General features: G+C 65.9%; 19 protein-coding genes and 1 tRNA gene. 8 read left to right on the top strand and 12 right to left on the bottom strand.

Features of this window, described 5'->3' with window-relative positions; all coding sequences use genetic code 11:
- Positions 1–15: 15 nt before the first annotated feature.
- Genes FGS76_RS04330 through FGS76_RS04305 form a run of 6 tightly spaced genes read right to left on the bottom strand, consistent with a single transcriptional unit; the run spans position 16 to position 6353 of the window.
- Positions 16–1059, bottom strand: coding sequence for a zinc transporter ZntB (locus FGS76_RS04330; protein WP_138771399.1), 1044 nt, complete (start codon positions 1057–1059; stop codon positions 16–18).
- Positions 1060–1086: 27 nt separating this feature from the next.
- A complete protein-coding gene (locus tag FGS76_RS04325; RefSeq protein WP_138771398.1) occupies positions 1087–2079 on the bottom strand; it encodes a YhdH/YhfP family quinone oxidoreductase in 993 nt (330 codons plus the stop codon).
- Between the two features lie 28 nt (positions 2080–2107).
- A complete protein-coding gene (gene sohB, locus FGS76_RS04320; RefSeq protein WP_138771397.1) occupies positions 2108–3160 on the bottom strand; it encodes a protease SohB in 1053 nt (350 codons plus the stop codon).
- A gap of 37 nt (positions 3161–3197) precedes the next feature.
- Entirely contained in the window at positions 3198–3848 is a 651-nt protein-coding gene (locus FGS76_RS04315) for a hypothetical protein (protein ID WP_138771396.1), read from the bottom strand.
- Positions 3845–4663: an NAD(+) diphosphatase gene (nudC, locus tag FGS76_RS04310; RefSeq protein ID WP_240692409.1), complete on the bottom strand. Its 819-nt coding sequence runs from the start codon at positions 4661–4663 to the stop codon at positions 3845–3847. Before nudC ends, FGS76_RS04315 begins: the two co-directional genes overlap by 4 nt.
- The gene (locus tag FGS76_RS04305) at positions 4656–6353 is read right to left on the bottom strand and encodes a FimL-related protein (protein ID WP_138771395.1); all 1698 of its coding nucleotides are present in this window, start codon (positions 6351–6353) and stop codon (positions 4656–4658) included. Before FGS76_RS04305 ends, nudC begins: the two co-directional genes overlap by 8 nt.
- A 310-nt stretch (positions 6354–6663) precedes the next feature.
- On the opposite strand from FGS76_RS04305, the gene nhaB reads away from it, so the two are divergent.
- Positions 6664–8259, top strand: a complete 1596-nt coding sequence (nhaB, locus tag FGS76_RS04300) for a sodium/proton antiporter NhaB (RefSeq protein WP_138771394.1) — start codon at positions 6664–6666, stop codon at positions 8257–8259.
- 87 nt (positions 8260–8346) lie between these two features.
- On the opposite strand, the gene dnaQ is transcribed toward nhaB, so the two are convergent.
- From dnaQ to FGS76_RS04285, 3 genes are read right to left on the bottom strand one after another with little or no spacing between them, the layout of a single operon-like run.
- Positions 8347–9063, bottom strand: a complete 717-nt coding sequence (gene dnaQ / locus FGS76_RS04295) for a DNA polymerase III subunit epsilon (RefSeq protein ID WP_138771393.1) — start codon at positions 9061–9063, stop codon at positions 8347–8349.
- Positions 9060–9503 carry a ribonuclease HI gene (gene rnhA / locus FGS76_RS04290; protein ID WP_138771392.1) on the bottom strand — a complete coding sequence of 148 codons (444 nt, stop codon included), beginning with the start codon at positions 9501–9503 and terminating at the stop codon, positions 9060–9062. Before rnhA ends, dnaQ begins: the two co-directional genes overlap by 4 nt.
- 3 nt (positions 9504–9506) lie before the next feature.
- Complete coding sequence (locus tag FGS76_RS04285; protein WP_138771391.1) at positions 9507–10340, bottom strand: class I SAM-dependent methyltransferase; 834 nt, start codon at positions 10338–10340, stop codon at positions 9507–9509.
- Positions 10341–10401: 61 nt separating this feature from the next.
- On the opposite strand from FGS76_RS04285, the gene gloB reads away from it, so the two are divergent.
- From gloB to FGS76_RS04250, 7 genes are all read left to right on the top strand, one after another.
- Complete coding sequence (gene gloB / locus FGS76_RS04280; RefSeq protein WP_138771390.1) at positions 10402–11175, top strand: hydroxyacylglutathione hydrolase; 774 nt, start codon at positions 10402–10404, stop codon at positions 11173–11175.
- A 283-nt stretch (positions 11176–11458) separates the two neighbouring features.
- Complete coding sequence (locus FGS76_RS04275; protein ID WP_240692408.1) at positions 11459–12973, top strand: LysM peptidoglycan-binding domain-containing protein; 1515 nt, start codon at positions 11459–11461, stop codon at positions 12971–12973.
- Between the two features lie 124 nt (positions 12974–13097).
- Positions 13098–14897, top strand: coding sequence for an extracellular solute-binding protein (locus tag FGS76_RS04270; RefSeq protein WP_138771388.1), 1800 nt, complete (start codon positions 13098–13100; stop codon positions 14895–14897).
- Positions 14897–15979, top strand: a complete 1083-nt coding sequence (locus tag FGS76_RS04265; protein WP_138771387.1) for a microcin C ABC transporter permease YejB — start codon at positions 14897–14899, stop codon at positions 15977–15979. The genes FGS76_RS04270 and FGS76_RS04265 overlap by 1 nt, the downstream gene beginning before the upstream one ends.
- On the top strand, positions 15979–17025 hold the full coding sequence (locus FGS76_RS04260) for an ABC transporter permease (RefSeq protein WP_138771386.1): 1047 nt from the start codon (positions 15979–15981) through the stop codon (positions 17023–17025). Before FGS76_RS04265 ends, FGS76_RS04260 begins: the two co-directional genes overlap by 1 nt.
- Positions 17022–18629 (top strand): ABC transporter ATP-binding protein, encoded by a 1608-nt coding sequence (locus FGS76_RS04255; RefSeq protein ID WP_138771385.1) that lies wholly within the window; start codon positions 17022–17024, stop codon positions 18627–18629. The genes FGS76_RS04260 and FGS76_RS04255 overlap by 4 nt, the downstream gene beginning before the upstream one ends.
- A gap of 74 nt (positions 18630–18703) precedes the next feature.
- Entirely contained in the window at positions 18704–19504 is an 801-nt protein-coding gene (locus tag FGS76_RS04250; RefSeq protein WP_138771384.1) for an enoyl-ACP reductase FabI, read from the top strand.
- Positions 19505–19741: 237 nt separating this feature from the next.
- Here the strand turns inward: FGS76_RS04250 and FGS76_RS04245 are convergent, their stop codons facing one another.
- The 3 genes from FGS76_RS04245 to FGS76_RS04235 all read right to left on the bottom strand — a co-directional run bounded on the left by FGS76_RS04245 (position 19742) and on the right by FGS76_RS04235 (position 22118).
- Positions 19742–21664: a SurA N-terminal domain-containing protein gene (locus FGS76_RS04245; protein ID WP_138771383.1), complete on the bottom strand. Its 1923-nt coding sequence runs from the start codon at positions 21662–21664 to the stop codon at positions 19742–19744.
- Between the two features lie 94 nt (positions 21665–21758).
- Positions 21759–21835: transfer RNA gene (locus tag FGS76_RS04240), tRNA-Asp, on the bottom strand.
- 10 nt (positions 21836–21845) lie between these two features.
- Positions 21846–22118, bottom strand: a complete 273-nt coding sequence (locus FGS76_RS04235; RefSeq protein ID WP_138771382.1) for an HU family DNA-binding protein — start codon at positions 22116–22118, stop codon at positions 21846–21848.
- Positions 22119–22281: the final 163 nt, after the last annotated feature.

Below are 22281 nucleotides of genomic sequence, written 5' to 3'. Positions count from 1 at the left end.
ATCACTTGCTGCTAATCACTTCTTCCGAAACAACCAACTGCTCTTGGTCAGTATCCCCAGCCGGCCCAGACGCACTGCCTTGCTGGCCCGGTCGCCGAACCAGCGCAGCCGCATCATCCACAGCAGCAACAGCACCGAAAGCCCGCCCAGGAAGCCCAGGAACCACCAGAACGCATCCGGGTCCTCGACACCGGGCATGCCGCCGATATTGATGCCGAACAGCCCGGTGAGGAAACCCAGGGGCAGGAAAATGGCGCTGATGATCGCCAGCAGATACATGCGATCGTTGATCGCTTCGTTCTGTACCGAGAACACCTCTTCCTGCAGCAGGGTGGCCTGATCCCGGGCGGTGTCCAGATCCTCCAACAGGCGTTGCAGGCGGTCACCGGCCTCGCGGATCACTTCCTCGTCGTCCCGGTCCAGGCGGGCGTCGCCCTGCAACCGGTTGAGCGCTTCCCGTTGCGGCGCCAGATAACGGCGCAGCGCGATGGCGCGCCGCCGGACGCTGCTGATGGCGTGGGTCAGGGCCCGGTCCGGATTGCGCTCCAGCGCCTCGGAGCATTGGTCCACCAGATCCTCGATGCGCTCGATCACGCCTTCCATGCGCCAGATCAGGCCATCGGCCAGCCAGGCCAGCAGCTGGAAGGCGTTGCGCGGCCCCTCCCCTTTCAGCAGCCCGTCACTGATCTCCGACACGGTGAACAGCTGGCGCTTCTGGGTGCTGATGATCAGGTTGTCCTTGATCCACAGGCGGATGGCGATCATGTCCTCCGGACGGGCGTCCGGATAAAGATTGACGCCGCGCAGGTACACCAGCAGGCCGCCGCCCACTTCCGCGGCGCGGGGCCGGGTATCCGGCGTGGACAGTCCCTCAACCACCGAGTCCGGCACCCGGGGCTGAGCCAACAGCCACTCAGTGGTGGCATCGTCGGTGTAATCCAGATTCACCCACAGGGTCCGTTCAGTCTCGGGCAACTGCGCGCCCAGGCTGAACGGCGTGGCGCCACCGGCGCCATCGAATTGCAGGGCCAGTTTGACCCAGGCGGGATTATCGGCCATCCCCAGGTTCCCGGTTTTCCAGTGGTATCAGTCGGCGACTTTCACGACCACCCGGCCGCGCACGCCACCCTTGAGAATGCGGCCAAACCACTCGGGCAGTTGCGAGCGGTTCACCTCCGCCGCCTCCAGACCCGCCAGGTCCGGCCGCCAGTCGCCGGCCAGCAACTGCCACATCTGCTGCTTCACTTCGCAGGGCAGCTCCACGCTGTCCACGCCGAGCAGATTGACGCCGCGCAGAATGAACGGGAACACGGTGGCGTTCTCCAGCTTCGGTGACCCGGCCAGGCCACAGCAGGCGGCGCTGCAGCCGTACTTCAGGCCTTTCAGGGCGCTCACCAGGGTGTCACCGCCGACGCAGTCCACCACCCCGCCCCAGCGCGGCTTGAGCAGCGGCTTCTCCAGACCGTCGACAAGCGCGGTCCGGTCGATGATGTCGCTGGCGCCCAGCTGGCGCAGCCAGTCGTGGGCGTCCTCCTTGCCGGTTACCGCCACCACCTGGAAACCCAGGCGCGACAGAATCGACACGGCGGTGCTGCCCACGCCACCGGTGGCGCCGGTGACCAGCACCTCGCCCTGCTCCGGTTGCAGCCCGGTTTCCAGCAGCGCCTCCACGCACAGCGCGGCGGTCAGGCCGGCGGTGCCCAGCAGCATGGCATCCCGGGGGCTCAGGTCGGCGGGCAACGGCGCCAGCCATTCGGCGGGTACGCGGATGTAATCGCCATAGCCGCCGGCAGTGTTCATGCCCAGGTCATAACCGGTGCAGATCACCGCGTCGCCGGCGCTGAACGGGCCCTCGCCGGCCTCCTCCACCACGCCCACGGCGTCGATGCCGGGGGTATGGGGGTAGTTCCGCGTCACGCCTTTGTTGCCGCTGGCGGACAGGGCGTCCTTATAGTTCAGTGATGACCAGCCCACCCGCACCAGCACTTCGCCTTCGGGCAGATCGCTGAAGTCGCGCTCCCCTACCCGGCTTACATAGCCGTCGTCGGTTTTCTCGGTGATCAGTGCCTGAAACGTCATGGCGTATCCCTCCGGTGGTGGTCCTCGATCAGTAAAGCTGGCGTTGGCTGCCGCGATGCCAGAAGCGGTCGATCAACCGCTGGGCGGCGCTTTCCAGTGAGAAGCCCAGCTTTTCGGACAGTTTGCGTTTGTATTCCCAGCTCAGTTCGTAGATGTCCACATGGTCCTTGCGGCCCTGCAGATACTCATCGCTGGTCATCAGGTCGTCCACCAGCCCCAGCTCGCGGGCCTGGGTGCCGAACCAGTGTTCGCCGGTGGCCACCTGGTCGATGTCCAGGGAACGGCGGTGTTCACGGACGAAGCTCTTGAACAGCTGGTGGGTTTCCTCCAGCTCTTCCTGGAATTTTTCCCGGCCCTTGGCGGTGTTCTCGCCCAGCATGGTCAGCGTGCGCTTGTATTCGCCGGCGGTCATCAGCTCCACGTCCACATCATGCTTCTTGAGCAGGCGGTGGAAGTTGGGGATCTGCGCCACCACGCCGATGGAACCGATCACCGCGAACGGCGCGGACAGAATACGGTCGCCGATGCAGGCCATCATATAGCCGCCGCTGGCCGCCACCCGGTCCACCGCCACGGTCAGCTTGAGACCACGGCCGCGCAGCCGGCGCAGTTGCGAGGCCGCCAGGCCGTAGCTGTGCACCAGACCGCCCGGGCTCTCCAGGCGCAGCAGCACCTCGTCGTCGCCGGTGGCCACTTCCAGCACAGCGGTGATTTCCTTGCGCAGACGTTCCACGTCGCTGGCCTGGATGTCGCCGTCGAAGTCCATCACGAACAGACGCGGCTTGCTTTTGGTTTCAGCGCCGGCTTTCTTGCGCTGCTTGGCCTGGGCCTTCTCTTCCTTGCGTTTCTTCTTGGCCTGCGCCTTGCGCTCCTCCGCCGGCAGCACCTGGTCGGTGATGCTGTCGCGCAGGTCCTCGAAGTCCTCGTTCAGATGCCGCACCCGCAGGTCGCCATCGCGGGACACGCGCTGCCGGTTGCGCATCGCCGTGGCGGCGATGCCGGCCACCACGATCAGAATCGCCACCACAAGGGTGGCGACCTTGGCGAGAAACATGCCGTACTGGTAAAGAAAATCGATCACCGTGTCGGGTACCTGTCCTGGTTGAAGTCGGTTCGGGTTACCGCCAGCCCGCCACCGCCCGCTGGGCGCTGTCGTTGAGCGGCCGCCCGATCAGCCCACCGGCCGGCGGCACCGTCACCTCGAAGATGGCGCCGTCGGCCATGGGCAGATAAGCCGCGCTACCATAGCGCGCATCCACCAGGAAACTCCAGCCCTGCTGGGCGTGCTGCCAGACATCCATGCCCAACGGCGGCTCCTTCAGGCTGTAGAGGGTACGGGGCTTGGAGCGCTCGTCCTCCAGGGCCAGGTAGCGGCCCTGGATGCGGTCCAGCTGATAGCCGGGTTTGAGGCCCAGCAGGGAGAACGGGGTCTTCCATTTGACGATTCGGGCATCCAGCTGCCACTGGTCGCCGTTGAGCCGGTAGTCATTGCTGGCCCCGTCGGCGCGGGTCACCGTGGCGATGTAGCTCTGCTCACCGGTGGCGCGGAAACTGATGGTGGCCACCGGGGTTTCCTCGGTGAGTTCGTGGAAGCTGTACAGATTGAGGGCCACCAGCAGCAGGTACACCGCCACCGCCACCAGCGCCAGCCCCGCGGTGCCCTTGATCCATTGCCACACCCATTTATGCCGCAACAGCACCCAGGCACCCACCAGCACCAATATCAGGCTGACGCCCAGAATCAGCATCGGCGCCACGCTGAAGCTCATAGCCGCGCCCGCCAGTCTTCGATCAGGGAGCGGGCAATGCTGCCCAGGGGCGGAATCAGCGGCAGTTCCCGGTGGTGGAACCAGCGCGCGTCGGTGATTTCGTCGTCATCGATGCGAATCTCGCCACCCGCGTATTCGGCGTGGAAACCCAGCATCAGTGAGTGCGGGAACGGCCAGGACTGGCTGGCGAAGTAGCTCAGCCGCCCGAGGGTCACGCCGCTCTCCTCCATCACCTCACGGCGCACCGCCTGCTCGGCGGTCTCGCCGGCTTCCATAAAGCCGGCCAGGCAGGAATAGAAGCCCTCGGGAAAGCGGGCGGAGTGGCCCAGCAGTGCGTGGTCGCCATTGGTGACCAGGGCGATGATGCAGGGGGTAATGCGTGGGTACTGGCGGTAATCGCAGGCCGGGCACAGCATCGCCAGTTCCGTGGGATGGGCTTCGGTGGGGTGGCCGCAGCGGCTGCAGAAACGGTGGTTATGGCGCCAGCTCAACACCTGCAGGGCGCGGGCCGCCATGGTGAACAGGGCCTCGTCCATCTGACCCAGCAACTGCCGCAACGGCGTCGGGTACAGCGGCCGGTCGGCCAGCTCATGGTCGGTCTGCCGGCACACGTAGCAGGGCTCGCCATGGAGCAGGCCGAGAAAGCGGTAATCCGGATGGCCGCGCAGCAGAAAGGCGGGCAGCCGCGGGATGCCCGGCTCCGGCAGCTGCGCGGTGTCCACGCACAGCTGCTGGTCGTGGATCACGAATACCCAGCCCTGGTCCGCGTCAGCGGGTTCCGGGGCGGACAGATCCATGGGATCGGTATCAACCACGGGCGCTCTCCCGGCCGGCTGCCTGCCCGGTTACCGGATAGCCCAATTCCGCCACCGCCTGTTCCGACACGTCCAACACTCCTTCACCGATGGGTTTGCGCTCCTCCATGCTCTCCAGATAATAGTCGATGCCCGTGAGCGCGTCGGCAAGGGTTTCCATGGTCGCCAGGCCCGGCGGCTCGGTGCCGTTCAGCAGACGTTCCTCGATATGCCGCCGGCAGGCACCGATCACCTGGCAGGCCCGTTCCAGTTCCAGGAACATCAGGCCGCCGCTGATGGTGGCGAAGGCCCCCGGCAGGTTGGTGATGTGCATCGGGTCCCACTGGTTGTCCATATAGCTGGCCAGGGAACGCTTGGCCAGGGCCAGCCCGGCGCGGCACTCCCCCACCACCGTCATGCGGGCGTCGTCCAGCTGGTACAGGGAAATATTGCTGTTGGTGGCGGCCCGGCGCACATCGTCGGAGGGCGCCAGGCTGCGCTCAAGGCTGGCCACGGTGTTCTCGGCGGCCAGCAGGTCGTCCACCAGGGCGTGGAAGCCGGCGCTGTCCACCTCGGTGTCCGCCGGCCAGTCGCGGATCGCCGAGGCGCGCTGGCGCAGCACCCCGGCTTCCTGTTCCTTGCCGACCATTTCCAGGGTGCTGGCCACCCGCCGCAGGCCGCCGGCCACCGCCGCGTAATCGGTGTCGGCCACGCCCTGGGCGGCCAGGTCCAGGGTGTCCTTGATTTGGTTGATTTCGTCTTTCAGAGCACCGGCCACGGAGCGGATCACCGAGCCCCGGGAGCCGGTCATCAGCGCCAGTTCCCGCTGCAGGTCGGCATCGCTGATGCCCTGCCCGGTGCCGAACACGGCGCGCACCTCGGCGGCGCTGTCCGAGGCCCCGGAGCCCAGGCTGGCGAGGAACACGCTTTCCTTGATCAGCAGCAGAGGCGCTTCCTGGGTGAGCGCCCGGGGGCCGTCATAGACCAGCTTCTTAAGCTGGCGGTCGTACTGGGCCAGCAACGCCTTGCGCGCCGGGGTAATCACCATCTGGTCGGCGGCCAGACTTTCGGTGGCGGCCCGGGCCACCCACCAGAAGCGGCTCTGGGCACAGTCCCCACACAGCCGGTCCACCCGCTGCAGGGCGCGGGCCATCAGCTTCAGGTGGGCATCCCGGTTGTCGCCGCGCAGCAGCCCCAGCAGCCCCACCTGGTACATATGACGAAGGCGCCGGCCCTGGGCGGTCAGGGCCTCCGGCTCACCGGGCCCGGCGGCCGGCGCCCGTGGGCGGGCCAGGTCGACACTGAAGAAATGGCTTTCCTGAATCATGGACTTGCCGCCGGCCCGGCGCAGCTCATTGATGCCGCCGATCAGCAGCTCCGGCAAGGCGCTGTCCTTGAGCTGCACGTACTCGAAATAGCGGTTCAGCAACACGATGGCATTGCCCAGGGCCTGGATCAGGGCCCGGTCCCGCTGGCGCTTCAGGGACTCCGCCGCCAGTTCCATTTCCTCGCTCATCAGGGTGGCGGCGTTAAGCTCCAGCACCTGGGAAATGCCACGCAGCTGATGGAAGGCCTGGGCACATTGGTCGAGCCCGGCGGCGTCGCCATTTTCCTCGGCGAACGCCTCCAGACTGGCCTCGGCTTCACTGAGAGTGGCGTCGATGGCCTCCTTGAGAAACGTCAGGGAGGTGGTATTGGTGATGGCGACCATGCGTTCCGAAACCCCTGGTAATAATATGTCCCCGATACGCCGGAGCGGTTCCGGCGACCGCGCCAATGGCGCGGTAAAATGCCGCCCGCGCGGCGTTTTCACTTTCTCATGAGCTTCAACAATGCGTCAACTTTCAACTCTAAGCAACTGATTTGTCGGCACATTGTTAACCGCTGCACAGCCTCTCCACGGCCTCACCCGTTGATCCAGGGCAAGTCCCGTCCCCCTCACCCTGTACCCGGCCAACGGAAGTGCTTATGATTGCCGCGCCCGTCCGATCCCATCAGCTATAAAAGCAGGAAGTCGCGCCATGTCCGCCCACCTTGGCCGTGCGTTCGGTCAGAATTTCCTGGGGCAAGCCCCCGCCTGGTACAAATACACCATCGTCGCCTTCCTGGCGGTGAATCCGATTGTCGCGTGGACGCTTGGCGAAGCCGCCGCCGGCTGGCTGCTGCTGGGTGAGTTTATTTTCACCCTGGCCATGGCGCTTAAATGCTACCCGCTGCAACCCGGCGGCCTGCTCGCCATCGAAGCCCTGCTGATCGGCCTGACCAGCCCGGCCACCGTGCTGCACAAGGTGGAGGGCAACCTGGAAGTGTTGCTGCTGCTGATTTTCATGGTGGCCGGTATTTTCTTCCTTAAGGACCTGCTGCTGTACATGTTCACCCGGCTGTTGCTGGGGGTGCGCTCCAAGCTGCTGCTCAGCCTGCTGTTTTCCATCGCCGCGGCGGTGCTGTCCGCGTTTCTGGACGCGCTCACCGTCACCGCCGTGGTGATCGCGGTGTGCACCGGCTTCTACGGCATCTATCACAAGGTGGCGTCGGGCAAGAATTTTCAGCAGAAGCACGACCACGGCGACGACACCGCCGTGGAGGAACTGCACCGCGAGGACCTGCGCCGTTTCCGCGCCTTCCTGCGCAGCCTGCTGATGCACGCCGCCGTGGGCACCGCCCTGGGCGGCGTCTGCACCCTGGTGGGTGAACCCCAGAACCTGCTGATCGCCACCAAGGCGCAATGGGAATTCGGAGAATTCTTCCTGCGCATGGCGCCGATCAGCTTGCCGGTACTGGTGTCCGGCCTGCTGACCTGCATGTTCCTGGAATGGAGCGGCAGCTTCGGCTACGGCGAGGAGATCCCGGAAAAGGTCCAGAGCATCATGCGCCAGTCCGCCCTGGAACAGGAAAGCCGCCGCACCACCCGCGACAAGGTGAACCTGGTGGTACAGGGCCTGATCGCCGTATGGCTGGTGGTGGGTCTGGCCACCCACGCGGCGCCGGTGGGCCTGGTGGGTCTGAGCGTGATCATCCTGGCCACCGCCTTCTGCGGCGTCATCGAGGAACACCGCCTGGGCGCCGCCTTCGAGGAAGCGCTGCCCTTCACCGCCCTGCTCACCGTATTCTTCGCGGTGGTGGCGGTGATCGCAGACCAGCAACTGTTCGCGCCGGTCATCGAATACGTGCTGTCCCTGGAGCGGGACGCCCAGGGCGCCGCCTTCTATATGGCCAATGGCGTGCTGTCGGCGGTGTCCGACAACGTGTTCGTGGCCTCGGTGTACATCGATGAGGTGGCCCTGGCCCTGGTCAACAATGAGATCAACCGGGACACCTTCGACCTGCTGGCGGTGGCCATCAATACCGGCACCAACATTCCGTCGGTGGCCACGCCGAACGGCCAGGCGGCGTTCCTGTTCCTGCTGACCTCGGCGCTGGCGCCGCTGGTGCGGTTGTCCTACGGACGGATGGTGGTGATGGCCCTGCCCTACACCATCGTTATGAGCCTCACGGGCCTGGCGATGACCGCCTTCGCTCTGGAGCCGGCCACCCAGTACATGTATGAGCATGGCTGGATCGAGCACCACCAGCCGAGCGAACTGAACATGGACGCGGATACCACGCCGCACCATTGATTGGTGGGTGATCGCGGCTGAAGCCGCTCCTACAACTTCCCCTGTAGGAGCGGCTTCAGCCGCGATTCCGTTCCCACCGGAAAACGCTCAGCCTTCCAATTCTTCCCACAGGGTACGTTGGCCATTGCGGGCGGAGATCGCCTCCAGCTTGGCCCGGTGGCGGGCCAGGTCGGCATCGGCGGCGCGCACCACGGTGAGCGGCGGGCGCTCCCGGTCCAGGCGGCGGATCGCCTCGGCCACGCTGGCGCCCTGGTCACTGCCTTCCGCGCCCAGGGACAGGCGGGTCTGGCCGCCGGTCATGGCCAGGTAAACGTCCGCCAGGATCTCCGCATCCAGCAAGGCGCCGTGCAGTTCCCGGTGGCCGTTGTCCACGTCGTAGCGGCGGCACAGCGCGTCCAGGCTGTTCTTCTGGCCCGGGTGCAGGTCACGGGCCAGCTTGAGGGTGTCGAGCACGCCGCAGGCGTCCGCCACCTTGCCCCATTGCCGGCCCAGCAGCTTCAGCTCATGGTCCAGAAAGCCCACGTCGAAGGGGGCGTTGTGGATCACCAGCTCGGCGCCGCGCACGAAGCTCATGAATTCCTCGGCGACCTGCGCGAAGGTGGGCTTGTCGGCCAGGAATTCCACGGTGATGCCGTGCACCTCCAGGGCCCCTTCGTCGATGTCACGCTGGGGATTGATATACAGGTGCAGGTTGTTGCCGGTAAGGCGCCGGTTCTCCAGCTCCACGCAGCCGATCTCGATGATGCGGTGGCCGGACTGCGGGTCCAGGCCGGTGGTTTCCGTATCCAGAACGATCTGTCTCATGCCCGTGCCTTCATCTCATCGATACCACGATTGGCCAGCTGATCCGCCCGTTCGTTGTCCGGGTGGCCGCTGTGCCCTTTCACCCAATGCCAGTGCAGGCGATGGTTGGCGGTGGCCTGGTCGAGCCGCATCCACAGGTCCTGGTTGAGCACCGGCTTCTTGGCGGCGGTTTTCCAGCCACGCTTTTTCCAGTTGGCCAGCCACTCGGTGATGCCCTTGCGCACGTACTGGGAATCGGTGGTCAGATGGACCTCGCAGGGCCGGGTCAGCGCCTCCAGGGCGCGGATCGCCGCCATCAGTTCCATGCGGTTATTGGTGGTGTGCGGTTCGCCGCCGTACAGTTCCTTTTCGCTGTCGCCATAGCGCAGCACGGCGCCCCAGCCGCCAGGGCCGGGATTGCCCCGGCAGGCGCCGTCGGTGAAGATTTCAATCTGATTCAAACGTCACTCCGTATTCCGTTCCTGGCGCCAGCGCGCCACCGGCACCGACACCACCGTGGGCCGCTGGCGGCTGAACGCCCGCTGCGGCGCCAGCGGGCGCATCATCGCCGCGCGCTTGCGCGCCACCAGCAGATAGACACCGCCGAACCGCCACCACAGCTTGCCGCCCAGCCATTCCAGCCAGCGCAGCCGCGCCCGGCCCCGGTCGCCCAGCGGCAGATTATAGAAGCCCCCGGCCAGCCCTTCGACCTCGAAGCCCAGCACATGCAACCAGTCGCTGACCCGGTAGGGCCGGAAGTAGCGCCCGTTCCAGCCCGGGCGGTTGGCGCCGCCACGCAGCCAGCGGGCCAGGCCCATGACGCTGAGCGGGTGAAAGCCGAGCACCGCGATGGTGCCGCCCGGCGCCACGCAGCTGGCCGCCTCGCGCAATACCAAATGGGGGTTATCCTGAAATTCCAGACCGTGGTGCAGCAGCACCACGTCGACACTGTTCTTGGCCACCGGCAGGGCCTCCGGACAGGCCTGCACCCGAACCGGTGGCCGCTCCTCGGCGGCGCACTCCGGGTCCCGCACCCGACGGTCGCCGTCGGGGTCCGGTACCGGCGTCACCGAGCAGCGCCACGGCAGGCGGATACCGGCGAGCAGGTCGCGGCCCCGGCCGCCGCTGATTTCCAGCGCCCGCTGACCGACCAGCTTGGGCAGCCATTCGGCCACCATGCTCCGTTCGGCGGCCAGAACCGCCTGGCCGGCCTCGCTTTCGAGCCAATGATCGAAGCGACGCACCATGTCCTCGGGCTGCCGGCGGAACGGCGCGCGCGAAAGAGGGGGCAGTTGCATCTCTGACATTCTCCGTGCCGGCTGTTAGCATCACAGCATCCCAAGCACAGAGTATCACGTCATGCTGCAAGCCCCTACGGCGATACCCGCCTTTTCCGACAACTACATCTGGGCCGTTCACGACGGCAGCCACTGCGTGGTGGTGGACCCGGGCGACCCGGCGCCGGTGGAAGCCTGGCTGGCCGAACAGGGCCTGGTGCTGAGCGCGCTGCTGATCACCCATCACCACCCGGACCATGTGGGCGGCGTCTCCGCCCTGTGCCGGGACCGGGACATTCCGGTGTACGGCCCGGCCCGGGAAACCATTCCGGAAATGAGCCACCCGCTCCGTGACGGCGACCGGGTGCGGCTCCCGGAACCGGACCTGGAACTGGAAGTGATCGACGTGCCCGGCCACACCCTGGGCCATATCGCCTACCTGGCGCCGCTGCAAGGCTGGCTGTTCTGCGGCGACACCCTGTTCGCCGGCGGCTGCGGGCGCCTGTTCGAGGGCACCCCGGAGCAAATGCACCACTCCCTGACCCGGCTGTCCGGGCTGCCGGAGCAGACCCTGGTGTTCTGCGCCCACGAATACACCCTGGCCAACCTGACCTTCGCCGCCACCGTGTCACCGGACGACCGGGCGGTGAATGACCGCCTGAGCCGGGTGCGCGAACTGCGCGACGAACAGCGCATCACCCTGCCCTCCACCATCGGCGAGGAACGGCGCACCAACCCGTTCCTGCGCGCCGCCGAACCGCAGCTCCGCGAGGCCTGCCAGCAACACTTCGGCAGCCGCCCGGACAACCCGGTGGAAGGCTTCGCGGCCCTGCGCCGCTGGAAGGACTCGGCCTGAACACAGCACAGCCAAACGGGCCGGCGCCCCCTTGGAACGGCACGATTCTGGCATTCCGATAGGCCTGTGACGGACGTCGGATTTCCATGGGAGGGCACCGTGGCCGGGGCATTTTTGCTTGCCCCTGCCGGGGGCGGTGCCTAGAATCAACGCAAAATTCCGCTTGTATATCATTGTTATGAATAAATTTATGGGTTGCGCGATCTTGGGGATCGCGCTAGTGGGGAGCGGTTGTGCCCTGACACCGTCCAGTAGTGACGGCGACCGTGGCGATAAGCCGGATGTGACACAGCTGCCGCCGATGCCGGCGGCGGAGCCCTCCCTGGAGGACCCGGATCTGGCCAACGGCATGGCCGAGCCGGCGCCCCACGGCAACGCCGATGCCAGCGACCAGGACCTGTGGGACCGCATCCGCCGTGGCTACCGCCTGGACCTGCAGCAGGACAATCCGCGGGTCAGCGCCCAGCGCGACTGGTACGCCCGCCACCCCCAGTATTTCACCCGCGTCACCACCCGCTCGGAGCGCTACCTGCACTTTATCGTGGAGGAGGCGGAAGCCCGGGACATGCCGCTGGAGCTGGTGCTGCTGCCGGTGGTGGAGAGCGCCTTCGACCCGTTCGCCTATTCCCACGGCCGCGCCGCCGGGCCCTGGCAGTTCATTCCCTCCACCGGCAAGTACTTCGGCCTGGATCAGACCTGGTGGTACGACGGCCGCCGGGACATCGTGCGCTCCACCCGCGCCGCCCTGGATTACCTGCAGCAGCTGTCGGAACGCTTCGACGGCGACTGGCTGCTGGCGCTGGCCTCCTACAACGCCGGCGGCGGCACCGTGTCCCGCGCCCGGCGCCGCAACGAGGAAGCCGGCCTGCCCACGGATTTCTGGAACCTGGACCTGCCCAGCGAGACCACCGCCTATGTGCCGAAGCTGCTGGCGGTGGCGCAGATCGTCAACACTCCGGAACGCTACGGCGTGACCCTGCACCCCATCGAGGACCAGCCCTACTTCGCCACCGTGGACGCCGGCGGCCAGATCGACCTGGCCCAGGCCGCCAGACTGGCGGAGATCTCCAGCGAGGAACTGTATCTGCTCAACCCGGCCTTCAACCGCTGGGCCACCGCGCCGGACGGCCCCACCGATCTGCTGGTGCCGGTGGACGCCGCGGACACCTTCCGCGAACGGATCGCCGCCCTGCCCGCCGCCGAGCGCATGCGCTGGATGCGCTACACCATCCGCCCCGGTGACTCGCTGAGCGCCATTGCCCGCCGCCACCGCACCACAACCTCGGTACTGCGCGACATCAATGACCTGCCAGGCAGCACCATTGTCGCCGGCCGCACCCTGCTGATTCCGGAACGGGCGGCGGACGACTACCCGCTCAGCGCCGACGCCCGCCGGGCCCGGCAACAGGACCGGGCCCGGGCCGGACGCCAGCGCATCGATCACCGGGTGGAATCCGGCGAGACCCTGTGGGCGCTGGCGCGCAGCTATGACGTCAGCGTCCGTGAGCTGGCGCGCTGGAACAACATGGCCCCCGGCGACCCGCTGCGCATCGGCCAGACCCTGGCGGTCTGGACCGAGGATGGCCCCGCCGCCACCCGCCGCGACGAACGCCGCGACGAAATGATCCGCAAGGTGCGCTATTCCGTGCGTCAGGGCGATTCCCTGTACGCCATCGCCAGCCGCTTCAATGTATCGGTGAACCAGATCCGCGACTGGAACAACGGCGTCAAGCAGCGCCGCTACCTGCAACCGGGGGACCATCTGACCCTGTACGTGGACGTGCGCAGCGCGCCCTGATCGGCGGCCGCGAACTCCACGGCCGGATCAGGCTCCAATCCGGGTATTTGGTGAAAAACGCGGCCTGGGCTATGGTGTCGCCACCGGCCCCTTTCTGGAGTCCACAATAACGATGACAGGCGCAATGCGGTCCTTTTTGTTTCTGGCGGTTGTTTTTCTGCTGGTGCCCCTGCCCCAAGGGGCGGTCGCGGACACCACCTCCGCCCATGCCATCGCCATGCACGGTACGCCCAAGTACCCGCCCGGCTTCAAACACTTCGATTACGTCAACCCGGACGCCCCCAAAGGGGGCGATCTGCGGCTCTACAGCCTGGGTGGTTTCGACAACTTCATGCCCTGGCTGCCGAAAGGCACCGCCGCCGCCGGCGTTGGCGAATACCTGTACGACACCCTCACCGTGCGCAGCCTGGACGAGCCGTTCAGCGAGTACGGTCTGCTGGCGGAAACCATCGAATGGCCGGAGGACCGCCGCTGGGTCACCTTCACCCTGCGCAAGGAAGCCCGCTTCGCCGATGGCCAGCCGGTGCGCGCCGAGGACGTGGTGTGGACGTTCCAGAAACTGCGGGACGAAGGCGAGCCGTTCTACGCCTACTACTATGGCGATGTGGAAAACGTGGAGGCGCTTTCCGAGCGCAAGGTGAAGTTCACCTTCAAGCCCGGCGACAACCGGGAGCTGGTGATGATCGTCGGCCAGTTGCCGGTGATGCCCAAGCACTACTGGCAGGACAAGGACTTCGCCGACGCCACCCTGGTACCGCCGCTGGGTTCCGGCCCCTACCGGGTGAAGAGCTTCAAGCCCGGCAAGCGGGTGGTCTATGAGCGCCGCGACGACTACTGGGCCCGGGATCTGCCGGTGATGCGCGGCCGCTACAATTTCGACCGGGTGATCCAGGAATACTATCTCGACGAAACCGTGGCCCTGGAAGCGTTCAAGCGCGGCGACTACGACTGGCGCACGGAAACCAACTCCAAGCTGTGGGCCACCGCCTACACCGGTGACGCCTTCGACGAGCACCGTCTGATCACCGAGGAAGTGCCGCACAGCAATCCGGCCGGGATGCAGGGCTTCGTGTTCAACACCCGCCGCCCGGTGTTCCAGGACCCGGTGCTGCGCGAGGCGATCACCTACGCCTTCGATTTTGAATGGTCCAACAAGAACCTGTTCTACGGTCAGTACCGGCGCAGCCGCAGCTACTTCCAGAACTCCGACCTGGCCGCCGAGGGCCTGCCCGACGAGGACCAACTGGCGCTGCTGGAACCGCTCAGGAAAGACCTGCCTCCCCGGGTGTTCACGGAAAGCTATCAGCCGCCCCATTCCGACGGTTCCGGGCGCCCCCGGGAAAATCTGCGCCATGCCCAGAAGCTGCTGATCGACGCCGGCTACCAGGTCAGGAACGGCAAGCTGTACACCCCGGACGGCAAACCGGTGGCCTTCGAGTTCCTGCTCTCCCGGCCCGCGTTCGAACGCGTCGTGCTGCCGTTCGCCCGCAATCTGAAGACCCTGGGTATCGACGCCAACGTGGTGCGGGTGGACCAGTCCCAGTTCGTGCAGCGCCTGCGGCGCTTCAATTTCGACATGATCGTTGGCGGCTGGGGGCAGTCCACCTCACCGGGTAACGAACAGCGCGGCTTCTGGAGCTGCGAATCCGCCAAGCGGGAAAGCAGCCAGAACTATGCCGGGGTCTGCAACCCGGCGGTGGATGCCCTGGTCGACAAGGTGATCGCGGCGCAGAGCCGCGAGGCCCTGGTCACCCGTACCCGGGCCCTGGACCGGGCCCTGCAGTGGGGCTTCTACGTGGTGCCCAACTGGTACGCGCCGACCCATCGGTTCGCCTACCGGGCCGGCCTCAGCCACGCGCCCCTGCCCCCCTATGTACCGATCACCGGGGCGCTGGACCTCTGGTGGAATGAAAGCGCCCGCTGATGCTGGTCTATATTCTCAAGCGGCTGGCCCTGATCGTTCCCACCCTGTTCGGCATTCTGCTGCTGAATTTCGTGATCGTGCAGGCGGCGCCCGGCGGGCCGGTGGAAAAGGCGCTGGCCCAGCTTCAGGGCCTCGGTGGTGGTGGCGCCGGTGCCGGTTTCGCCGGCAACACCGCGGATTTCGTCGGCTCCGGCGGCGCCGACTACCGGGGCTCCCGGGGGCTGCCGCCGGAACTGATCCAGCGCATCGAGAAGCTCTACGGCTTCGACAAGCCGGCGCCGGAACGTTTCTGGCTGATGATCAAACGCTACCTGACCTTCGATTTCGGCGAATCCTATTACCGGGACCGGCCGGTGGGCCAGCTGATCCTGGAGCGCCTGCCGGTGTCCATCTCGCTGGGCCTGTGGAGTACCTTGATCACCTATCTGGTGGCGATCCCACTGGGCATCCGCAAGGCGGTGCGCGACGGCAGCCGCTTCGATGTGTGGACCAGCACCGCCATCGTGGTGGGCTATGCGATTCCCAGTTTTCTGATCGCCATTCTGCTGGTGGTGCTGTTCGCCGGCGGTTCCTACCTGGAGTGGTTCCCGTTGAGGGGGCTGACCTCCGACGACTTTGAGCAGTTGTCGGCGTTCGGCAAGGTGATCGACTATATCCATCACATCACCCTGCCCACCCTGGCCATCGTGATCGGCAACTTCGCCACCCTGACCATGCTCACCAAGAACTCCTTCCTCGACGAAATCGGCAAACAATACGTGCAAACCGCCCGCGCCAAGGGCCTCACCGAGAACCGGGTGCTCTACGGGCATGTGTTCCGCAACGCCATGCTGATCATCATCGCCGGTTTCCCGGCGGCCTTCGTGGGCATGTTCTTCACCGGCGTGCTGCTGATCGAGTACATCTTCTCCCTGGACGGCCTGGGCCTGCTCGGCTTTGAGTCTGTGATCAACCGGGACTATCCGGTGGTGTTCGGCACCCTGTTCATCTTCACCCTGCTGGGTATGCTGCTGAAGCTGGTGTCCGACCTGACCTACATGTGGGTGGACCCGCGCATCGATTTCGAGCGGAGGTCGCGCTGATGACCGGCAGCGAACCGATCTGGCGCCGCCAATGGCGGGCCTTTTGCCGCAACCGCCGGGGGCTCTGGTCTCTGGCGGTGTTCATGGTGCTGTTCGTGGTCAGCCTGGGCGCCGAACTGGTGGCCAACGACAAGCCGATTCTGGTGCGCTACCAGGGCGAGCTGTACTGGCCGGTGTTCCAGGTCTACCCGGAGACCGCCTTCGGCGGCCTGTTCGAAACCGAGGCCAATTATCGGGACCCCTTCGTCGAGGAACTGATCGACAAGGATGGCTGGATGCTGTGGCCGCCGATCCGCTACAGCTATGACACCATCAACTACGAACTGACCCAGCCGGCGCCGGCGCCGCCCTCGGCGGAGAACTGGCTGGGCACCGACGACCAGGGCCGCGACGTGCTGGCGCGGTTGATTTACGGGTTCCGGTTGTCGGTGCTGTTCGGGCTGATCCTGACGGTGGCCTCCAGTGCCATCGGCGTCGTGGTGGGTGCGCTACAGGGCTACTACGGCGGTTGGCTGGACCTGGCCGGGCAGCGCTTTCTGGAAATCTGGTCGAGCATGCCAATCCTCTATCTGATTATCGTGATTTCCAGTTTCGTGGTGCCCGGCTTCTGGACCCTGCTGCTGATCATGTTGCTGTTTTCGTGGATGACACTTGTGGACCTGGTGCGCGCCGAATTCCTGCGCGCGCGCAACCTGGACTATGTGCGCGCCGCCCAGGCCCTGGGGGTGCGCACCCCGGTGATCCTGTTCCGCCATATGCTGCCCAACGCCATGGTCGCCACCCTCACCTACCTGCCCTTCGTGCTCAACGCCTCGGTGATCCTGCTCACCTCCCTGGACTTTATCGGCTTCGGCCTGCCGCCGGGCTCGCCCTCCCTCGGTGAACTGCTGGGCCAGGGCAAGGCCAACCTGCACGCCCCCTGGCTGGGGCTCAGCGCCTTCGTCACCCTGGCGCTGATGCTGTCGCTGCTGGTGTTCGTGGGCGAGGCGGTGCGCGATGCCTTCGACCCGAGGAAATACCATGCCGACAGCGGGAGCCGCCCATGAGCCTGCTTCGTGTTCGTGAACTGAGTGTCTGGTTCGACGACCCGGCGCGGCCGGCGGTGGACCGCATCGATCTGGACCTGGAAGCGGGCCGCATGCTGGCCCTGGTGGGCGAATCCGGCTCCGGCAAATCACTCACCGCCCTGTCGCTGCTGGACCTGCTGCCCGGTGGTGCCCACCGTCAGGCCGCCACCATCGAACTGGACGGCGACAATGTGCTGGACTGGTCGGAAGCCCGGCGGCGTGCCCTGCGCGGCGGAGATATAGGCACCATCTTCCAGGAACCGCTCACCGCCCTGAATCCCCTACACCGGGTGGAAAAGCAGATCGGCGAGGCGATCCGCGTGCATCAGCGGCTGGGCCGGGCGGCGGTGCGCAAGCGCTGCCTGGAACTGCTGGAACAGGTGGAATTGCCGGCCAGCGACGACATGCTGGCCCGCTATCCCCATCAGCTCAGCGGCGGCCAGCGGCAACGGGTGATGATCGCCATGGCGCTGGCCAACGACCCGCGGCTGCTGATCGCCGACGAACCCACCACCGCCCTGGACGTGACCATTCAGGAAGCCATCCTCGACCTGCTCAAACGGCTGCAGCGGGAACGCCACCTGGCCGTGCTGCTGATCAGCCATGACCTGGGCCTGGTGGGCCGCTTCGCCGAGGACGTGGCGGTGATGCACCAGGGCCGCATCGTCGAACGGGGCGCCACCGACCGGGTGCTGAACCACCCAGAGGACGACTACACCCGCCATCTGCTGGCGGCGGAGCCCGGCGGCCAGCCGCCGCCCACCCCGGCGGACGCGCCGGTGCTGCTGCGCGCCGACGACCTGGAGGCGCACTTCAGCGGCCGGCGACGGGGCTGGCTTGGCGCCCGGGAAACGGTGGCGGCGGTGGACGGCGTGTCGTTCCAGCTGCGGCGCGGCGAAACCCTCGGCGTGGTCGGCGAATCCGGCTCCGGCAAGTCCACCCTGGCGCTGATTCTGCTGCGGCTGATCCGCGCCAAGGGCAAGGTGGTGCTGCTGGATCAGCCGCTGCAAACCCTGAGCGGCCGGGCCCTGCGCCCCTGGCGCCGGCATATGCAGGTGGTGTTCCAGGACCCCTACGGCAGTCTCAACCCGCGCCTCACCGTCCATCAGGCGGTGGAAGAAGGCCTGCGCGTCCATGACCGTGGCCTGAACGCCGACCAGCGCGCCGAACGGGTGCGCGCCCTGCTCGCCGAAGTCGGTCTGCCGGCGGACAGCGGCGACCGCTACCCCCACGAATTCTCCGGCGGCCAACGCCAACGCATCGCCATCGCCCGGGCCCTGGTGCTGGAACCGGACCTGCTGATTCTCGACGAACCCACCTCGGCCCTGGACCGCAGCGTTCAAGCCCAGGTGCTGGAGCTGCTGAAAGACCTGCAACGCCGTCGCGGACTCAGCTATGTGTTTATCAGCCACGACCTCAAGGTGGTGCGCGCCATCAGCCACCGGCTGCTGGTGATGCGCCATGGCAAGGTGGTCGAGCATGGCGACACCGAGCGCCTGTTCCAGTCCCCGGAGCAGGCCTACACCCGGCGTCTTATGGAGGCGGCCTTCAACCGTGACGGGAAACAAGCCGTTGCACAATAACCCCGCCGGCGTCTTTCACGGCCACCGTGATCGCCTATACTGGGCGCCGGAGTGACTATTTTTGAGGACAGAACATGGGTTTTCTCGCAGGCAAGCGATACCTGATCGTGGGCATCGCCAGCGACCGTTCCATTGCCACCGGCATCGCCGACGCCATGCACCGTGAAGGCGCGGAACTGGCGTTTACCTACCAGAACGACAAGCTCAAGAGCCGGGTGCTCAAAGTGGCCGAGCGATGCGGCAGCAACGAAGCCCTGTGCTTCCCCTGTGACGTGACCTCCGACGAGCAGATCCAGCAGGTGTTCGCCGGTCTGGGCGAGCAATGGGACGGGCTGGACGGCGTGGTCCACGCGGTGGGCTTTGCCCCGGCCGCCGAGCTGGACGGCAACTTCGCCGACGTGGCCACCCGGGAAGGCTTCCGCATGGCCCACGACATCTCCGCCTACAGCTTCGTGGCGCTGGCCCAGGCGGCCCGCCCGATGATGGCCGGCCGCAACGGCTCCCTGCTGACCCTGACCTATCACGCCTCCCGGCAAACCGTGCCGAACTACAACGTGATGGGCCTGGCCAAGGCCAGCCTGGAAGCCTCGGTGCGCTATCTGGCCGCCAGCCTGGGCCCGGACGGCATCCGCGTGAACGGCATCTCCGCCGGCCCGATCCGTACCCTTGCCGCCTCCGGCATCAAGAAATTCCGCACCATGCTGGACTACAACGCCGCCAAGGCCCCCCTGCGCCGCAACGTGACCATTGAAGAAGTGGGCAACACCGCCGCCTTCCTCTGCTCCGACCTGGCCTCCGGCATCACCGCCGAAATCACCTACGTGGACGCCGGTGCCGCCACCGTCTCCATGCCCTTCGAAGAACCCGGCGAATAACCGGGGAATAACCGGGGTCGGACCACGGCAACCCATTGATTCCAATAGGGTTTCCGTGATTTTTCGGGGGAGAAACAGGCCTTAAACGGCCTTCTCCCCCGCAAAAATCGCCTCTAAGCTTCGGATTCGGGCCTGAATCGCTAAGAAGTGTTTGTGTATCAAGCGGTTAGCGTGGTCCGACCCCGAGGTACAAAAAAGCCCGCCGGAGCGGGCTTTTTTGTGGGCGGTTCGCTGGGGTTATTGGGGGGCGTCGCCGTCGGCCAGGCGTTGGGGGTGGAGGTCCACGTCCAGGCTGTCGCGCAGGAAGGTCATGACCTGGCGGAAGGTGCGTTCGCCTTCCACCCGGGCCAGTTCCTGAAGCGCTTGTTGCTGCTGACCGTCCGGCAGGGGGTCGGCGTTGCCGTCGGCCACGGCGGTGACCTGGAAGGCCACCAGGTCGCCGTTACGCAGGTTGACGAAGCGGATGTCGCTGCTTTCGCCGTCCGCCGGGCGGGGGGTGGCGAAGGCGGCGTCGCTTACCGCCATGTCCGGTTCCGCGGCGCCCCGTTGGATGCCCTGCTCTTCGTCCACCTGGGCGCCCAGCAGCTCGGCCACGCGATCCAGATCCGCGCCATCGTCCACGGCGGTGCGTGCTTCGGATGCCAGGGACTCGGCCTGGTCACGGGCCTTGTTCAGGCGCAGTTGGGCACGGATGTCATCGCGCACGTCCGCCAGCGGCAGGGGCTCGGGCTTCTCGATTTCTTTCAGACGCACCGCCACGTAACGGTCACCGCCCAGTTCCAGCAGGTCGCTGTTGTGCTCCTGTTCGCGCACCGCCGTGCTGTTCAGGGCCTGGCGTACACGATCATTGTTGAGCGGTGCCGGCAGATCCTGCAGGGACACCCAGTCGGTGGTTTCCAGCGGCAGGTTCAGCTGCTCGGCGGGCACGTCCAGGTTCGGGTGTTCGTAGATCAGCTCTTCCAGCTTCACCAGGTCCTCGGACAGCAGGGCCTGGGATTGGGAGCGGCGCAGGTCGGCGGCGATGCCGTCACGCATGGAGGACAGGGGCGCCATTTCCGGCTTGCTCTCGCTCTCCAGCTTGAGCAGATGGACGCCGGAGTCGGAGACCACCGGTTCCGAAACCTGACCCACCTGCAGACCGTTGAGGGCATCGTCCAGCTCGTCCGGCAGGGTGCCGGGCTCGACCACGCCAAGCTCGCCGCCACTGCGGGCGGTGGCCAGGTCGTCGGAGTATTCCCGGGCCACTTCGGCGAAGCTCTTACCCTGCTCCAGGGCCTGGCGGGCTTCCCGGGCGCGGGCCACCGCCTGGTCCTGGTCGCGGTCATCATTGACGGCGATCAGCACGTGGGCCACCTGACGGCGGGTGTCGCCATCCTGCTGCATTTGCCGGCGGGCCTCGTATTCGGCCTTGATCTGATCTTCGCTGACGTCCACCTGGTCCCGGTAATGCTCCGGGGAAAGCACCAGGTACTGCACTTTCATCTGTTCCGGGCGCATGAAGCTGTCCCGGTTCTGATCGTAGTAGCTCTGGATTTCCTCGTCGCTGACCTGGGCCTGGCCCCGCAGCCGGTTCAGGTCGAGGCGCACGTAACGGATGTCGCGGCTCTGCTCACCCAGCCGGCGCTGCTCCGCCAGTTCGCCGGGCAACGCAAAATCGGTGCTGGCGAAGGCATCCCGGTACTGCTGGCTGATGCTCTCCTGGCGCAGCCCGTCCAGGTACCCCTGCGGGGTCATGCCCTGGGCACGGACCATTTGTTCGAAGCGGCTTTCGGAGAAGGCGCCCTGGTCGGTGAACGCCGGGTTGGAGCGAATCATGCGTGCCGCCTGGGTATCGCTGAACGCCATGTTGGCGTTACGGGCGGCGGCGATCATCAGCTGCTCGTTGACGATGCCCTCGAGCACCATCTGCGGCCGGATGAAAGAGTCCAGCACCGATTCGTTGATGTCCGGGCTTTGCTGACGCAGCATCTGACGCAGCTGCTGGGTACGCGAATTCACGTAGGCGCGGGTGATCTTGTTGCCTTCCACTTCCGCCACGGTGGTGTCGCTGCCACCGCCGGTGAAATACCCGTAGAAACCGGAAATCACGAACGGAAGAATGATGGCGGCAAGCAGCACCTTGCCCACGGGCCCGCGGACGAACCGCCTGAACTCCTGCATGCTTTACTCCAAGGGATATCGTCTTTTTTTATCGTCAGGTCGAATAGATCCAGAAAGCAAAAAAGCGCATCCGCCCTGGATACGCTTATTCTGCTGGCGGAGCGGACGGGACTCGAACCCGCGACCCCCGGCGTGACAGGCCGGTATTCTAACCAGCTGAACTACCGCTCCTGGAACCTGTTCAGTTAACGGCGTCCTTCAGTGCTTTACCGGCTTTGAAGCCCGGAACCTTGGCGGCGGCGATTTTGATGGTTTCGCCGGTTTGCGGGTTGCGGCCCTCGCGAGCTGCCCGCTCTTTCACGGAGAAGGTGCCAAAGCCCACCAGGGAGACACTGTCGCCCTTTTTCAGCGCGCCGGTAACGGCATCCAGAGTGGCATCCAGCGCACGGCCAGCGTCCGCCTTGGAGATATCAGCAGCGGCGGCGATAGCATCGATCAGTTCGGATTTATTCACAAAATTCCCCTTTTCTCTTTCCCGGTTTTATGGTCGAGGCGCGATGCACTCTCCTTATGACGAAGCCGCCTTTATACCAACGGTCCCAGGGGGCGTCAAGAAAGGAAGAGGCCTTACGCGCCAGCTTTAACAAAGGTAAAAAACCTTTTCAATCAATGTTTTA

Origin of the sequence: Alloalcanivorax gelatiniphagus (assembly GCF_005938655.1) — a bacterium.
GTDB classification, from domain to species: domain Bacteria; phylum Pseudomonadota; class Gammaproteobacteria; order Pseudomonadales; family Alcanivoracaceae; genus Alloalcanivorax; species Alloalcanivorax gelatiniphagus.
The sequence above is the reverse complement of the archived record's forward strand: the minus strand, read 5'-3'. Positions and strand labels throughout refer to the sequence as shown.

Coding starts and splice junctions, on each gene's coding strand:
- FGS76_RS04330 (WP_138771399.1), bottom strand. CDS start 1,059: ATGGCCGATAATCCCGCCTGGGTCAAACTGGCCCTGCAATTCGATGGC.
- FGS76_RS04265 (WP_138771387.1), top strand. CDS start 14,897: ATGCTGGTCTATATTCTCAAGCGGCTGGCCCTGATCGTTCCCACCCTG.
- nhaB (WP_138771394.1), top strand. CDS start 6,664: ATGTCCGCCCACCTTGGCCGTGCGTTCGGTCAGAATTTCCTGGGGCAA.
- FGS76_RS04270 (WP_138771388.1), top strand. CDS start 13,098: ATGCGGTCCTTTTTGTTTCTGGCGGTTGTTTTTCTGCTGGTGCCCCTG.
- FGS76_RS04255 (WP_138771385.1), top strand. CDS start 17,022: ATGAGCCTGCTTCGTGTTCGTGAACTGAGTGTCTGGTTCGACGACCCG.
- FGS76_RS04245 (WP_138771383.1), bottom strand. CDS start 21,664: ATGCAGGAGTTCAGGCGGTTCGTCCGCGGGCCCGTGGGCAAGGTGCTG.
- FGS76_RS04285 (WP_138771391.1), bottom strand. CDS start 10,340: ATGCAACTGCCCCCTCTTTCGCGCGCGCCGTTCCGCCGGCAGCCCGAG.
- FGS76_RS04315 (WP_138771396.1), bottom strand. CDS start 3,848: ATGAGCTTCAGCGTGGCGCCGATGCTGATTCTGGGCGTCAGCCTGATA.
- dnaQ (WP_138771393.1), bottom strand. CDS start 9,063: ATGAGACAGATCGTTCTGGATACGGAAACCACCGGCCTGGACCCGCAG.
- gloB (WP_138771390.1), top strand. CDS start 10,402: ATGCTGCAAGCCCCTACGGCGATACCCGCCTTTTCCGACAACTACATC.
- FGS76_RS04325 (WP_138771398.1), bottom strand. CDS start 2,079: ATGACGTTTCAGGCACTGATCACCGAGAAAACCGACGACGGCTATGTA.
- FGS76_RS04305 (WP_138771395.1), bottom strand. CDS start 6,353: ATGGTCGCCATCACCAATACCACCTCCCTGACGTTTCTCAAGGAGGCC.
- FGS76_RS04250 (WP_138771384.1), top strand. CDS start 18,704: ATGGGTTTTCTCGCAGGCAAGCGATACCTGATCGTGGGCATCGCCAGC.
- FGS76_RS04260 (WP_138771386.1), top strand. CDS start 15,979: ATGACCGGCAGCGAACCGATCTGGCGCCGCCAATGGCGGGCCTTTTGC.